Annotated in this window: 15 protein-coding genes and 1 riboswitch; of the genes, 8 read left to right on the forward strand and 7 right to left on the reverse strand. The window is 64.6% G+C overall.

Annotated features, from left to right (window positions below):
- Nucleotides 1-638: 638 nt before the first annotated feature.
- Nucleotides 639-1,031, reverse strand: a complete 393-nt coding sequence (apaG, locus tag WHZ77_RS02060) for a Co2+/Mg2+ efflux protein ApaG (RefSeq protein WP_375314878.1) — start codon at nt 1,029-1,031, stop codon at nt 639-641.
- 196 nt (nt 1,032-1,227) lie between these two features.
- On the opposite strand from apaG, the gene WHZ77_RS02065 reads away from it, so the two are divergent.
- From WHZ77_RS02065 to WHZ77_RS02075, 3 genes are read left to right on the forward strand one after another with little or no spacing between them, the layout of a single operon-like run.
- Complete coding sequence (locus tag WHZ77_RS02065) at nt 1,228-2,493, forward strand: OpgC domain-containing protein (protein WP_375312166.1); 1,266 nt, start codon at nt 1,228-1,230, stop codon at nt 2,491-2,493.
- Nucleotides 2,493-3,272 (forward strand): SGNH/GDSL hydrolase family protein, encoded by a 780-nt coding sequence (locus WHZ77_RS02070; RefSeq protein ID WP_375312167.1) that lies wholly within the window; start codon nt 2,493-2,495, stop codon nt 3,270-3,272. Before WHZ77_RS02065 ends, WHZ77_RS02070 begins: the two co-directional genes overlap by 1 nt.
- A 12-nt stretch (nt 3,273-3,284) precedes the next feature.
- On the forward strand, nt 3,285-4,286 hold the full coding sequence (locus tag WHZ77_RS02075; RefSeq protein WP_375312168.1) for an SGNH/GDSL hydrolase family protein: 1,002 nt from the start codon (nt 3,285-3,287) through the stop codon (nt 4,284-4,286).
- 142 nt (nt 4,287-4,428) lie between these two features.
- Here the strand turns inward: WHZ77_RS02075 and WHZ77_RS02080 are convergent, their stop codons facing one another.
- On the reverse strand, nt 4,429-5,625 hold the full coding sequence (locus WHZ77_RS02080) for an O-succinylhomoserine sulfhydrylase (protein WP_375312169.1): 1,197 nt from the start codon (nt 5,623-5,625) through the stop codon (nt 4,429-4,431).
- A 71-nt stretch (nt 5,626-5,696) separates the two neighbouring features.
- Nucleotides 5,697-5,776: riboswitch (SAM riboswitch) on the reverse strand.
- A 157-nt stretch (nt 5,777-5,933) separates the two neighbouring features.
- On the opposite strand from WHZ77_RS02080, the gene WHZ77_RS02085 reads away from it, so the two are divergent.
- From WHZ77_RS02085 to WHZ77_RS02105, 5 genes are all read left to right on the forward strand, one after another.
- Entirely contained in the window at nt 5,934-6,992 is a 1,059-nt protein-coding gene (locus WHZ77_RS02085; RefSeq protein WP_375314879.1) for a 2'-deoxycytidine 5'-triphosphate deaminase, read from the forward strand.
- A gap of 190 nt (nt 6,993-7,182) precedes the next feature.
- Entirely contained in the window at nt 7,183-8,235 is a 1,053-nt protein-coding gene (locus WHZ77_RS02090) for a hypothetical protein (RefSeq protein WP_375312170.1), read from the forward strand.
- 165 nt (nt 8,236-8,400) lie between these two features.
- Nucleotides 8,401-9,846: an MATE family efflux transporter gene (locus WHZ77_RS02095; protein WP_375312171.1), complete on the forward strand. Its 1,446-nt coding sequence runs from the start codon at nt 8,401-8,403 to the stop codon at nt 9,844-9,846.
- A 67-nt stretch (nt 9,847-9,913) separates the two neighbouring features.
- Nucleotides 9,914-10,680 (forward strand): IS5 family transposase gene (locus WHZ77_RS02100; protein WP_339026611.1). Its coding sequence is split into 2 segments (ribosomal slippage): nt 9,914-10,238 and nt 10,238-10,680, totalling 768 coding nucleotides; the frame shifts between segments, so codons are not numbered across the junction.
- 145 nt (nt 10,681-10,825) lie between these two features.
- Nucleotides 10,826-11,530: a hypothetical protein gene (locus WHZ77_RS02105; protein WP_375312172.1), complete on the forward strand. Its 705-nt coding sequence runs from the start codon at nt 10,826-10,828 to the stop codon at nt 11,528-11,530.
- Between the two features lie 99 nt (nt 11,531-11,629).
- Here WHZ77_RS02105 and WHZ77_RS02110 read toward each other — a convergent pair whose 3' ends face one another.
- From WHZ77_RS02110 to WHZ77_RS02130, 5 genes are all read right to left on the reverse strand, one after another.
- Nucleotides 11,630-12,133, reverse strand: coding sequence for a hypothetical protein (locus WHZ77_RS02110; RefSeq protein WP_375312173.1), 504 nt, complete (start codon nt 12,131-12,133; stop codon nt 11,630-11,632).
- A 100-nt stretch (nt 12,134-12,233) separates the two neighbouring features.
- The gene (locus WHZ77_RS02115) at nt 12,234-12,629 is read right to left on the reverse strand and encodes an SRPBCC family protein (protein ID WP_375312174.1); all 396 of its coding nucleotides are present in this window, start codon (nt 12,627-12,629) and stop codon (nt 12,234-12,236) included.
- Nucleotides 12,630-12,716: 87 nt separating this feature from the next.
- Complete coding sequence (locus WHZ77_RS02120) at nt 12,717-13,076, reverse strand: VOC family protein (protein ID WP_375312175.1); 360 nt, start codon at nt 13,074-13,076, stop codon at nt 12,717-12,719.
- 55 nt (nt 13,077-13,131) lie between these two features.
- Nucleotides 13,132-13,971 (reverse strand): helix-turn-helix transcriptional regulator, encoded by an 840-nt coding sequence (locus WHZ77_RS02125; protein ID WP_375312176.1) that lies wholly within the window; start codon nt 13,969-13,971, stop codon nt 13,132-13,134.
- 9 nt (nt 13,972-13,980) lie between these two features.
- Entirely contained in the window at nt 13,981-14,559 is a 579-nt protein-coding gene (locus WHZ77_RS02130) for a methylated-DNA--[protein]-cysteine S-methyltransferase (RefSeq protein WP_375312177.1), read from the reverse strand.
- Nucleotides 14,560-14,591 lie beyond the last annotated feature (32 nt).

Here is a 14,591-nt window from a genome sequence, read left to right on the forward strand (position 1 = left end):
GGTGGACGCGGCAGCGTCGTGCGCGAGAGGCTAAGGGCAGGGCGGGTAGTCCCTGTGAGCCCGAGGCTTCGTGCGGACGAGCGGCGCTGAGCGCGTACGGCAAAACCGTGTGGTCCTGGCCGTCGTTGCTACGGTCAAGCCTGTCGCGGAGATGCGCGCGAGCCCAACCGGGTAGACGGCATCGTCAATTCGCGGGGCGAGGGAGGCCAGAAGGAAAGTTCGGCTCCCGGGAGAGCACGGCATAAGCCGTCCAACCATCGCGCAGGGAAGGCCGAGTGATCGGCGACACCTGTATGCTGCTGTGCGGTTCTTTTGCGCTACATCTTCGCGCAGCGGACCGCGGGTGCCTGTCGGCGCCCGGCCTTCCCTGCGCCCTCTTGGATTGGAGGGTGGAGAGATCAAGCAAAGCTCGGGCGAAACGCGCCGCGAGAATGAGAAGGCGTGTCTGAGATTCAAAGTGCGAACCGAAAGAGCGACGCCATTGCCTCATACTCCGTCGCAATGACGGTGGGGAGAGAGCGTGCCAAACACTCGGGTCTCGTAGGGTGGGCAAAGCGAAGCGTGCCCACCGTTCCTTGCACCGAGACCGAACTCGTGGGCACGGCGCTTTGTACCTTTGCCCACTCTACGGCACCGCGCTAATTCAACACCCGCTTGTTGTCCGGGCTGTCCAGCGAGAATGTCGGCACGTCGATCTCGAAGCGTTCGCCGCTTTCGCTGACCATCTGGTAGCGGCCGGTCATGAAGCCGGAAGCGGTCGTGAGCGGGACGCCGGAGGTGTATTCGAAGTGCTCGCCGGGGGCCAGCGTCGGCTGCTCGCCCACCACCCCTTCGCCCTTCACCTCCTGCTGCCGGCCGGTGGCGTCGGTGATGATCCAGTGCCGCGTCTTGAGCTGCACGGTCTCCTCGCCGGAATTGGTGATGACGATGGTGTAGGACCAGAAAAAGCGGGAACGGTCGGCCGACGACTGCTCCGGAACAAAATTCGGCTCGACGGTCACTTCGATCTGGCGGGTCACGGCGCGGTACATGGCTGCCATCATACCGAAATCCGCTCGGGAACCAAACGCCGCAGGCGGCTTTGGCGACATCGTCCCGCCCGAATTTGCGAGGAAGTACCCCCCCGGGGAAATACACCCTGATGTGATCCGGCCGCTTTGCGAGACGACGGCCGGACCGGTACACTCCATTTCAACGTCGCGATTTGCGTGAGGGTTTCGGGCCCCGATGACCATTGCCGACCAAGTGACGGGATCGACGATCGCAGGGACCGCCACAGCCGTGGAGGCCAGGCCTGCGGAGGTCAGGCCGCGCGCCGCCGCGTCGGCCATCTCATTGCCCGCCATCGGCGAGCGCGAGCTCAGGCTCGACCTGTTCCGTGGTCTCGCGCTGTGGCTGATCTTCATCGACCATCTGCCGCCGAGCCTGCTGACCTGGTTCACGATCCGCAATTACGGCTTCAGCGACGCCACCGAGATCTTCATCTTCATCTCCGGCTACACCGCGGCCTTTGTCTATGGTCGGGCGATGCTGGAGTCGGGTGTCGTCATCGCCACCGCGCGCATCCTGCGGCGCGTCTGGCAGATCTACGTCGCCCACGTCTTCCTGTTCACGATCTTCCTCGCTGAAATCTCCTACGTCGCGACCAGCTTCGAGAACCCGCTCTACACCGAAGAGATGGGCATCATGGATTTCCTCAAGCAGCCCGATGTCACCATCGTGCAGGCGCTGCTGCTCCGCTTCCGTCCCGTCAACATGGACGTGCTGCCGCTCTACATCGTGCTGATGCTGGCACTGCCTTTGATCCTGTGGTCGATGAAGTGGAGGCCAGACGTCACGCTCGGCCTTTCGGTCGTGCTCTACGCGGTGACCTGGGAGTACGACCTCTATCTGTCGGCCTATCCGAACGGGTTCTGGGCGTTCAATCCCTTTGCCTGGCAATTGCTGTTCGTGTTCGGCGCCTGGTGCGCGCTCGGAGGCGCGCGGCGCATGTCGCGTATTCTGGCGTCACGGGTAACGATGTGGATCTCGATCGCCTATCTTGTGGCGGCGTTCTACGTGACGCTGACCTGGTATGTGCCGCAGGTGCCCCACCTGATGCCGAAGCGGCTCGAGCAATGGATGTATCCAATCGACAAGACCAACCTTGACGTGCTGCGTTTCACGCATTTCCTGGCGCTGGCCGCCCTCACCGTGCGTTTCCTGCCGCGGGACTGGTCGGGTTTGAAATCGCCCTGGCTGCGGCCGCTGATCCTGTGCGGGTCGCATTCCCTCGAGATCTTCTGCCTCGGCGTCTTCCTCGCCTTTGCCGGCCATTTCATCCTGGCCGAAGTCTCCGGCGGGCCGTTCATGCATGCGCTAATTAGTCTCTCGGGAATCCTGATCATGTGGGGCGTGGCGTGGGTGATTTCGTGGTACAAACGCGTGGCTGACAAGAGTGGTGCGAAGACCAAAAACGCCATCGGCAGCGCCGATATGGCGGGAGGGGGCTGATGAAGGCGAAGGTTCTCCTGAGCCTGGTCCTGCTATGCGGTAACCTCGCCGCGCCTTTGGCGCGCGCGGGCGATGCTGCGCCTTCTACCCCGGACGGGCCCCCCGCCTGCGAATTGCCGTCCTATCTGCTCACCAGCGAGAGCCAGCTTCCCAAGGTCGCCGATGCCATCAAGGCCGGCAAGCCGCTCGAAATCCTCGTCATCGGCAGCCGCTCGACCACGATTCCGGCCTCCGAGGACGCCTCATATCCAGCGCGCATGCAGGCCATTTTGAAGGACAAGCTGCCGCCGTCGGAGGCAGTGAACGTCTCCGTAGAAATACAGAGCAAGAAAACGGCTGAGGAGGCGGCTGCCAGCTTCGTTAAGCTGATGGAAGCAAAAAGGCCTACTTTGGTCATCTGGCAGACCGGGACCGTGGATGCTATCCGAGCCATCGATCCCGAGGATTTTCGCGGCGCTGTAACCGATGGGGTTGCCGCGCTGCAAAATGCAGGGGCTGACGTCGTGTTGATGAACTTGCAGTACAGCCCGCGTACCGAGACCATGATCTCGGTACCGCCCTATCTCGATAATATGCGCGTGGTGGCGCAGGAGCATGATGTCCCGCTGTTCGATCGTTTCGCGATCATGCGGCAGTGGAATGATCAGGGTCAGTTCGATCTGTTCAGCCCGTCCCGCGGGCCCGAGCTGGCGAAGCAGGTCCACGATTGCCTTGGTCGGGCGTTGGCACAATTTGTGATCGACGCAGCCCATCTGGGGCCGACCCAGCAGCAAAATTGAGGTCTAGCGTTAATGAGTTCTCTCCACCCTTTTCGCCTGACGGCATGGCTGGCTGCACCCGCCGCGGCCCTGCTGTTGCTGACGCCGGTTATGCAGGCGCCTGCGCAGGCTCAAGCCCAAGCCGCGCAGGCACCGTCCGCGCCGACGCAGTCCGCTAATCCCGCGCCCGCCTCGCCTTCCCAGACCACAATTGCGGCCACCCACCCCTCCGCGGAGCAGCGCAGCATCACCGGGCGCGCGATCGACAGGGTGAAGCAGGTCGCCAAATCCGCCGGCGACATCTTCAACCGCGTGCCGTGTCTCGCGCCGAAGGGCGGCTCGAAGACGATGGGCTCGCTGCCGCATGTCGCGAACAAGCTCATCGCCGGCAAGCCTGTCGTGATCGTCGCGTTCGGCTCGTCGTCGACCGCCGGTTATGGCGCAAGCTCGCCCGATTTCAATTATCCGAATCGTCTCGCCGCACAGCTGCGCCGGCAGTATCCGACCGCCGACATCACCGTCGTCAATGCCGGCGTTGGCGGCGAGGATGCGCCCGAGATGATGAAGCGTCTCCAGACCGAGGTGATCGACGTGCATCCCGATCTGGTGATCTGGCAAGTCGGTACCAACGCCGTGCTGCGCAACCTTGATCCCGGCGATACCGCCAAGCTCGTCGAGAACGGCATCGCCAGCATTCAGGCCGCAGGCGATGCAGACATCGTGCTGGTCGATCCGCAATATTCGCCGGCCGTCAACCAGCGCAAGGAGAGCGCCGGCAAGATGGTGAAGCTGCTCGGCAAGGTCGCCGAGCTCCGTCACGTCGGCATCTTCCCGCGCTTCGAGGTGATGCGCGACTGGCACGAGAACCAATCGATCCCGGTCGAGAGCTTCGTCATCGCCGACGGACTGCACATGAACGATTGGGGCTACGCCTGCTTCGCCCAACTCCTCGGCGACGACATCATCCGCTCGGTCGGCCAGATCAAGCTCGGGGTGAACGTGCCTGGAGACGTGCGCGCGTATCGGCCGATGTAGTTCGGGTGCTTGGGGTGGGTTAGCCCTGCAGTGCCGTAGGGTGGGCAAAGGCGCAAAGCGCCGTGCCCACCATTTATCGGCACCGAGATCGCGAATGGTGGGCACGCTTCGTTTTGCCCACCCTACGAGACCACCGTCCCCCTTACGCCTTCTCCAGCGCCGCCGTCAGATCCTCGATCAGATCATCCGCATGCTCGAGCCCCGCGGAGAAGCGGATGAATCCCTCGCTGATGCCGAGCGCGGCGCGGTCTTCCGGCTTCAGGCGCTGATGCGTCGTGGTCGCCGGATGCGTGACGAGACTCTTGGCGTCGCCGAGATTGTTCGAGATCCTCGCAAGCTTGAGCGCGTTGAGCACGCGGAAGGCGCCTGCCTTGCCGCCCTTCACCTCGAAGCCGACCAGCGTCGAGCCGCCGCGCATCTGCTTCTTCACGAGCGCTGCCTGCGGATGATCGGCGCGGCCGGGATAGACCAGCCGCGAAATCTTGGGATGGCTCGCCAGCACGTCCGCGATGCGCGCCGCCGACTCGGTCTGCGCGCGCACGCGCACGGCCAGCGTCTCCAGGCCCTTGAGCAGGATCCAGGCGTTGAACGGCGAGATCGACGGGCCGGTCTGGCGCATGAAATTGTGGAGGTGCTCGGCAACGAACGCTTCCGACGACAGGATGATGCCGCCCAGACACCGGCCCTGGCCGTCGATGTGCTTGGTTGCGGAATAGACCACGACATCGGCGCCGAGCGCGAGCGGGCTCTGCCAGATCGGGGTCGCGAACACGTTGTCGACGACGAGCCGCGCTCCCCCACTATGCGCGATCTCGGCGATGCCGGGAATGTCGAGCACGTCGAGCGTCGGATTGGTCGGGCTCTCCAGGAAGAACGTCTTGGTGTTCGGCTTCAGCGCACGCTGCCATTGGTCGAGGTCGGAGCCGTCGACCAGCGTGGTCTCGATGCCGTAGCGCGGCAACAGGTCCTGGATGACGTAGAGGCACGAGCCGAACAGCGCGCGCGAGGCGACGACGTGATCGCCGGCCTTCAGCGGCGCGAGGATCGCGGTCGTCACAGCGGCCATGCCGGTCGCCGCCGAGCGCGCCGCTTCAGCGCCTTCGAGCTCGATCATGCGGCGCTCGAACATCGAGATGGTGGGGTTGGAGTAGCGCGAATAAATGAAGCCGGGGTCCTCGCCCTTGAACCGCGCTTCGCATTGCTCGGCGGTGTCGTAGACATAGCCCTGGGTCAGGAACAGCGACTCCGACGTCTCGCCATATTGCGAGCGCAGGGTGCCGGAATGGACCAGACGGGTTTCGGGACGATATTGCGTGGTGGACGCCGGGGACTTCGACATAGGATCTCCTCTGCGTGACCATCGAAAATGGTCACAAAAAAACCGGCCTGGATAACTTCCACGGGCCGGGATCACAGAGGTCCCCGGCCTGTTTAGCGACTTATTTAACGTGGCTGCAAGCCGGCCGGCTCAAATCACCACGGGATAAGTCATGCTCATATTCCGCAATGCCCTTTTCGTCAAGGCGTGCATCGGATAGCCGTAAAAAGCTGTATTTTCCGCATGTCCGGATACATTTACCCCCTGACGAGGACCCCGGTTTGACGTTCACGGTCGCCGCCGACGCCAATGGTATCCTGCCCGACCGCATGATCGCGGCGATGGCGGAAGCGGGCCTCATCCTGCCCGCTTACGACTTCGTCGAAAGCCAGATCCAGCCGGCGAGCCTCGACCTTCGCCTCGGCGACATCGCTTATCGTGTCCGCGCCAGCTTCCTGCCCGGCCCCGGCGCCACCGTCGCCGAGCGCATCGACGAACTGAAGCTGCACGAGTTCAGCCTCGCCGACGGCGCGGTGCTGGAGACCAACTGCGTCTATATCGTGCCGCTGCTCGAAAGCCTCGCTCTGCCGCCGGAGATCGTCGCGGCCGCGAACCCGAAGAGCTCCACCGGCCGGCTCGACGTCTTCACCCGCGTGATCGCCGACGGTACCCGCCGCTTCGACATGATCGGCGCCGGCTATCACGGTCCGCTCTATGCCGAGATCAGCCCGAAGACGTTTCCGGTGCTGGTGCGCGAGGGCTCGCGCCTGTCGCAGGTTCGTTTCCGCGCCGGTGACGCCATCCTCAATGCCGACGCGCTCGAAACCTTGCATGCCGCCGAGCGTCTCGTCGACATCGACGATGCGGATCTGTCCGGCGGTGTCGCCGTCTCCGTCGATCTCGCCGGCGAGAAGGGAAGCGGCTTTGTCGGCTACCGTGCCAAGCGCCACACCGGCGTTGTCGATGTCGACCGCCGCTCCGGCTATGCGGTCGGGGAGTTCTGGGAGCCGATCTCGGCCCGCCCCGACGGCAGCCTCATCCTCGATCCCGGCGAGTTCTACATCCTCGCCTCCAAAGAAGCGGTGCAGGTGCCGCCCGACTACGCTGCGGAGATGGTGCCGTTCGATCCGCTGGTCGGCGAATTCCGCGTGCACTATGCCGGATTCTTCGATCCCGGCTTCGGCTATGCCGGCGCCGGCGGGCAGGGATCGCGCGCGGTGCTCGAAGTGCGCTCGCGCGAAGTGCCTTTCATCCTCGAGCACGGCCAGATCGTCGGCCGCCTCGTCTACGAGAAGATGCTGGCACGCCCCGACGCGATGTACGGCCAGCGCATCGGCTCCAACTACCAGGCGCAGGGGTTGAAGCTGAGCAAGCACTTCCGGGTGTAGTGCTAGCCCTAATTTCTGCTGTCATTCCCCGCGAAGGCGGGGAATCCAGTATGCCGCGGCCTCTCGATTCAATCACAACCGTCTCTGGAATACTGGATCGCCGCCCGCGCGCGATGACAGCGAATGTAGTTGGTTGCGTCACTCCATCCGCAATGACACACTCCCGCAAAACAACAAGCCGGGAGCAAACATGACCGCCGCAGCAGACACCGCGCAGGAAGCCCAATGGAAACGCTGGCGCGCGGTGGCCGATCTCTACCATGCTTACTTCACCGGCCTCATCCTCACCGTCGTCACCCGGCGCGGCACGGCCCACGCTGCGGAATTCGTCTTCCGCGTCTTCCGCCGCCAGCAGCAGGAGCGCTTCCTGCCGGGGCTGAAGAAGCTCGGGCTCGACCATCTGCCACCGGCGGTGGCTGCCGCGCAGTATCACTATCTCTCCAACTGGATCGGCGGTGTGCATGTCGAATACATGTATGAGAGCGATACCAAGGCGTGGATCCGCTATCCGCCGCCGCGCTGGATCTGGAAGGGCACCGCGATCTGCGGCGTGCCGGGCGAGGTGAGCCGCGCGATGCTGCGCGGCTGGCACGCCAACAACGGCGTTGCGCTTGGCGATCTCAGGCTGGGCTTCGTCTGCACCAAGCAGAGCGTCGACGGCCAGGACGGGCTCGAAGGCTACTATCACCAGTACGACCACCCGCTCGAACTCGACCAGCGCCTGGTGTTCGCGCGCCATCTCGAAGCGCCGCTGTTCGACGCCAAGACCGCGCCGGCGCTGCCCGTTGCGAGCTGGCCAAAGCCGCGGCTCGAAAAAGCCTATCGCAACTACGCCATGGAATATGTCCGCACCGCCGCGCCCGTGATGGTGCAATTGTTCGGTCCGGAAGACGCAGGCTATCTCCTGCATCTCACCGGCAAGCTGATCGGCATGCAATATTTCGACGAGGTCGCCGCGGCGCTCGCGATGAAGCGTGGTGGCGCCGTGGAGTTTGCGTCATTCCTCAACGCGCTGTTCGCCGCGCAGGATGACGTTGCCGAGACCTCGCAATCCGAAGGCACCTTCGAAATCCGCCAGCAGAGCTGGAAGCTGATGGATGATGTTACGGATCATCACCGCGCCGGCGCCAAGGTGCTCGAAGGACTGTTTGAAGGGCTGGCCGCGGGATGCGGCCGGCATATCGGCGTGCACCTGCGCCCGACGGCGGGCGGCCGGCCGCCGCTGGTCTGGACGATCGGGTAATTCCACCCGTTGAAATGCGCTGCCGCAGGGCACGCCTGCATCAGGCGCAGGAGGAATCGGCGGCCACCGTGCTAACAAGCCTCGCCGCGCCTTACGCGCGAGAAAAGTTATTGGCACACCAAGTGATTGCCGCGCCGCAGAAGGCGCTCGTGCCCGGGAGAGGACATGTCCGACATCGCCGAAATCCCGGTCGATGAGCAAGAACGCCCGTTGCCGCCGCCTCCGCGTCCCGTGAAGAGCGCGCTGACGGACGGGCCGATCCTGCGCACGCTGCTCGGGCTGGCCTGGCCCAACGTGGTGGCGCTGTCGGCCGGCACCTGCGTGGTGATCGCGGAGACCTCCTATATCGGACGTCTTGGTGTGGAAGCGCTGGCCGCGATGGCGCTGGTGTTTCCGACAGTGATCCTGACCATGACGATGTCCGGCGGCGCCATGGGCGGCGCGGTGGCCTCCGCCATCGCACGCGCGCTCGGCGCGGGAGATCGCGAGCGCGCCGGCACGCTGGCCGCGCATGCGCTGCTGATCGGCCTCAGCTTCGGCCTCGTCTTCATGCTGGGCATGCTGATCTTCGGGCCGAGGGTGCTCGAGATGCTCGGCGGCCGCGGCGATGTGCTGACCCATGCGATCGCCTACACGCAGGTGTTCTTCGGCGGTGCCGTGCTGCCCTGGCTGCTCAACACCATGGCCGGCGTGCTGCGCGGCACCGGCAACATGAAGCTGCCATCGCTGCTGATCCTGAACTCCGCGGTCTGGCAGATCGTGCTCGGCGGCACGCTGGGTCTCGGGCTCGGGCCGATGCCGCAACTCGGCATGCGCGGCGTCGCCGCCGGCGCGCTGATCGCCTATTCCATGAACATCGGCGTGATGGGCTGGTACCTGTTCTCCGGCCGCGCCCGCGTCGTTCCAAAACTGCGCGGCCTTCGCATTCAATGGGTGATGTTCTTCGATATCCTGAAGGTCGGCGCCATCGCCTGCTTCTCGCCGCTGCAATCGGTGCTGACGATCTCGATCTTCACCCACATGCTGGCGAAGTTCGGCACCGCGATCCTCGCCGGCTACGGCATCGGCGCACGGCTGGAATTCCTGCTGACCTCGATCGCGTTCTCGTTCGGCATCGCCTCGGTGCCTATGATCGGCATGGCAGTCGGCGCCGGGCGCATCGCGCGCGCCCGGCGCATCGCCTGGATCGCGGGCGCGAGCGCATTCGTCGCCGTCGGCGCGCCGGCCTGCCTAGTGGCGACCTTCCCCGATCTCTGGGTCAACATCTTCACCGACAGTGCGATGGTGCGCGCCGCCAGCCACCAATATCTGTCGACGGTAGCGCCGTTCTACGCCTTCATCGGGCTTGCCTCGACGATGTACTTCTCCTCGCAGGGCGCGGCCAAGGTGATCGGGCCGGTGCTGGCGCAGACCGCGCGGCTGATCTACATCGCGGCGCTCGGCTGGTGGCTGTCGACGCACGACGCCACCGCGCAGAGCTTCTTCTGGCTGGCGGCGAGCTCGATGGTCGTGCTCGGCCTGCTCTCCTGCTCCAGCGTCGTGTTGACCCGCTGGGGGCCGCGCGAGAGCAGGGGCGCGATCAGGCCGGCTCTGTCGGCCGCGGTGGACTAGGTTCTGTACCCATAACCATTGAGCGTTTGGGTTTGTCGTGATTCAAGGTCCCAGGAGGACCTTGATCATGGCCCGGTACGATGTTTCGGAGACCGAGTGGCGTTTGATCGCACCGCTGCTGCCCAACAAACCGCGGGGCGTGGCACGGGTGGACGACCGACGCATCATCAATGCGATCTTTTATGTTTTGAGGACGGGCTCGCCCTGGCGCGATCTGCCCAGTCGCTACGGGCCTTATACGACCGCCTATAATCGCTATAACCGCTGGTCGAAGGCTGGCGTCTGGCTGCGGATTTTCGAGACACTTGCGGCGCAATCACCCGGATCCCTGCACCTCATAGACTCTTCGATCATTCGCGCTCACCAGCATGCAGCCGGCGGTAAAAAGGGGGCCCGGATCACGCCATTGGCCGTTCTCGTGGAGGACTGAGCACCAAGATCAACGCCGTCGTGGATGAGAATGGCCTTCCATTGCGGATCGTGCTCTCCGCCGGACAGGCATCTGACAAGGCCGCCGTGGCAGCCCTGCTTGAGGGACTGCCGCCGGCCCGCGCGCTCATTGCCGATCGCGGCTACGACGCTCAGGCCATCGTCGAACTGGTTCGCCAGCGCGGCAGCGAGGCGCACATCCCGACCCAGCGGGACCGTAAAGTTCAGCGCTCGGTCGATCCGGGTCTTTATCGCCAGCGCAATATGATCGAGCGCTTCTTCTGCAAACTCAAACACTTCCGCCGCGTCGCTACGCGCTTCGACAAACTCGCTAGAAACTTCCTCGCCGCCGTTCTGCTGGCATCAACGAGACTTTGGCTCCGAGCTTATGAGTCCACGACCTAGGCGCGCTCGCCGGATTTTTGTTTCTGAATATTTCCGACCGTTGCGTGGCAATATCGAGCAACCGGTTCTGCACCTTGCCGAAGGCTTCGCGCCAGCTCCTGGGGACAATTTCGCTGCGAGTTCACCAGAAGCACGGAAGGCCATCATGACCTCGATTTCGGCGTTCTCCTCCCACCAACACGCATCACCGTTGAAACGACTCCAGGATGAACTGCAGGCGGAAGTCAGTTCTGGCGCGATCAATGCATCCGATCAGTCGGCGCTGTCATCCGCACTCAGCGACATCGACACCGCCTTGCAATCAAGCAGTGCGAGCGATCAGTCCAGCGGGAATGGATCATCGCCCGACGCATTCACGTCGAAGATCGATGATCTCATCAAGAGGGAAGTTTCGGCGGGCAAGCTGACCGACGAGCAGGCCACCGAGTTGCAGGGAATTTTCAAGGCGGCGTTCTCCCAGCGACCGGGCGGGGCAGGTGGCCCCGGTGGAGCAGGCGGACCACCGCCCGGCGGGCCTCCCCCCGCAGGCGGCATGGACAGTTCGTCGAGCGGCAATTCGGTTGTGGACCTGCTTCAGCAACTCCTCGACTCGCTGAAGAGCCTGCTGACGGAGCAGACCTCGACCGGCACGACGGGATCAAGCGATACGACGGATGCGAGCGGAACGTCCTCGACCGCCGCCACGGATAGTTCGTCGAGCGGCAGCTCGGCGACGGACCTGCTTGAACAATTCCTTCAGTCGCTGAAGAACTCGCTCGCGGATTCGACCTACAGCGCGAAGCAATCGAGCAACGAGACCAAGGCAAGCGATCCGTCGATGTCCGGCGTCCTGATCAACGATCGGATCTGATACCGGCGGCCCCCCAACCGCCGGCCCGGCGCAACCATCCTTCGTGCCCCGCGAAGGGTGGTTGCCTCGTGTTCGAACTCGCCATGCGCCGGGCGCGCCCTAACGATGCTTGTGGCGGCGATGGCCCCCGCCGCCGACATTGGCGAGCCGCATCAGTTGCGGAATCATCGCCATCATGTCGCCGCCGCCGGCGCCGCCCATCATGCCCATGATATCGCCGCCACCGATGCCGCCGAGCCCGGCCGGTATGTAACCGCCTCCGCTCATCGGCGTGTAGCCGCCGTAGTTCGGCGCACCGAAGCCGCCGCCAAAATTGCCGGCGCCCAGGCCGCCGCCGAAGCCGCCGCCCGTCATGCCGCCGATCCCGCCGCCATTCTCCATCATGCGGCTCATCATCGGGCCCATGGTCTGCATCAGCATGGCGAAGCGGCGCTTGCCCATCTTCGCCTTCATCATTTCCAGCATCGGCGCCATCTGGGTCATCATGTCCTCGCCGCCGGCGCCTCCGCCGCCGAGGAACTGCGCCCTTGCCGGCGCGCTCGAGATCGAAAACAGCAGCAGCACCGCGGCTGCCTGGCAGATCACCTTGTCCGCACCTCTCATGGCCTGCTCCTCGCGTGCGTGGCTCCGCCAGGAAAGCAGAGCCAACCGGACGCACGCGGCCATGGTTACGGCCGAGCAGGGAGAAGCTCTGTGAGAAAGGTCACGCAGGCGGGAACGCCCGGCGGATCGCGGCCACCGCTTCCCTGGTCTGTCCCTGGACGTAAGCCGCAAGCTCGTTGGGCAGCATGTCGATGATCCAGACCAGGCGGCACGCCTTGTCGCCCTCGGCGATCACCTGCACCGAGGCGCTGTAGTGCTTCAGCCGTTCGTTGTCGATCGCATAGACCAGCCGTTGCCGTGCATCGTCGCAATCGACCAGCACCTCGCGCGCGACCGAGCCATTGGCGAAGGTGACGATGCGCGCATCGCCATCGAGCGTGCATTCCGTGACGAAGCCCGGCGCCAGCCGCTGAGGCAGCGCGCCGAAATCGCGGACGGCGTCCCAGACTTTGGCGGCTGGGGCGGGGAGGGGGATGTCGTTGTGGATGGAGGCCATGGAAGGTGTCCATTTGGATAGGGTCATTCCGGGGCGCGCGGAGCGCAAACCCGGAATGACGACGTACTTGGTCGGCGTCGTCGTGGATCACACGCAAACCGCCTCGACATTGTTGCCATCAGGATCGATCAGGAACGCCGAATAGTAAGTCGGGCTGTAATCCTTGCGCGGACCGGCGCCGCCATTGTCGCGGCCGCCGCTCTTCAGGCCCTCGCTGTGAAACGCCTTGACCGCGTCATGATCCGCGGCGCGAAACGCGATATGCGCGCCGTCGGCCTTGCGCCCCTTGTTCAAATGCAGCCACAGCGCCGGCTTGCCCTTCGGCCCGAAGCCGGCATAGCCGTCGCCGCTGGAGCACAGGACATGGCCGAGCGGCGCCAGCACCGCGGTGTAGAAGCGCGTGGCGGCGTCGAGGTCGGCAACGCGCAATCCGATATGGTCGTACATGGTCGTCTCCATTGCAAAGCGCGCCGCAACTGGCGCGCACCGGAGACGAACCTAGTCAGTTGAGGGCGAGCGGCTCTTGGAGAATCTTGCGCTGCCCGCGGGACGCCTGCCGGAATTTCGTCGGCGACACCCCGGCGGCGCGATGGAAGGTGCGGACGAAGTTGGAGAGGTCGCCAAAGCCGACTTCATAGGCGATGTCGGTGACCGCGATGTCATCGTCTGTCAGCAGCCGCGCCGCGTGCCGCAGCCGCGAGCGCACCAGATATTGATGCGGCGTCACGCCGAGCACGCTGGAGAACAGTCGCAGGAAATGGAACGGACTGAGACCCGCCTGCCGTGCGGCCTGCTCGAGATCGACCTCGGCATGTGAGTTCTCGTCGATCCACAATGCTGCTTCGACGGCGCGACGACGATCGCGCGCGGTCGGCGTGGCCTGCCTGCGCGCCTTGTCCGAAACGATGTCGATAAAGCGGCCGGCCAGGATCTGGCCGATCTCGTCGAGTCCGAGGTCGCAGTTGCCATCCGCTGCCGTCCGGGCGAGCTCGCCCAGCACCATCAGTTCGGACAGTGGCGGCGTTGCGCCGACCTGCCAGGCCTCCCGGCGTCCGCCGAGGGCATCGACGAGGTCCTCGCTGAGGAAGAACGACAGGCAGACGTCGCCGCTGACATGCTCATGCGTGCAGGTGTATTCCTCGCCGGGCGCGCCGACCAGCATCGAGCCAGCCACCAGTTCGAAGAAGCCGGCGCGGCACCGGCAGCCAAAGCTGCCCGAGCGGACATAGGCAATGGAATGGCCGGTGCGGCATTCCGCGAACGGCGTGTCGTCCGGGCCCGCGTCGCAGCGAAACTCGGAGACGGTCATCGAGCGCGTTGTCAGCAGCGTGGTTGCGTCCATGCCACCTATCTAGGTGGACGGCGGCGGCGGGGCAACGGGCAGCAGCACTTCGAACAGCGTCTTGCTGGCGATCGGATGGGCGCCTTCGAGCGCGAGCAGCCGCCGCTTGGAGATCACCCCGCCATAGGGCGAGAGCCGGTCGGTGTAATTGCCAGTCTCCAGCACCCTGTGGCAGGGCACGATCAGCATGTAGGGATTCTTCCCGATCGCCTGCGCCACCGAATGCGTGGCGCCGGAGGCGCCCAGCGTCCTGGCGATCTCGTGATAAGTCCTCGTTTCCCCGCGCGGAATGGCGCAGGCCGCCTCATAGACGCGCCGGTGGAAACCGGGTACGCGGCCGGCATCCAGGCTGACATCGGAAAAATCGGGATCGCCGCCTTGCAGCAAGCCTGTGATGCCCTCGATCGCAAGCTCGGCATTCGCGGAAGGGGGCTGCTCGCGCGCCTCGGGATGAACCGCGAAGATCCGCCGGCGGGTGTCGATTTCCCGCGCCTCCGGCAATTGCACGGCGACGATGCCGGTGCTGCTCCAGATGATGCCGCAGCGCCCTATGGCCGTGTCGAATATCGCGTACCCGTGCCCCACCATGCACACGCCCCACTCAGTGCACGTTTCTCCCC

Origin of the sequence: Bradyrhizobium sp. A5, assembly GCF_042076515.1 — a bacterium.
Lineage (GTDB): Bacteria > Pseudomonadota > Alphaproteobacteria > Rhizobiales > Xanthobacteraceae > Bradyrhizobium > Bradyrhizobium cosmicum.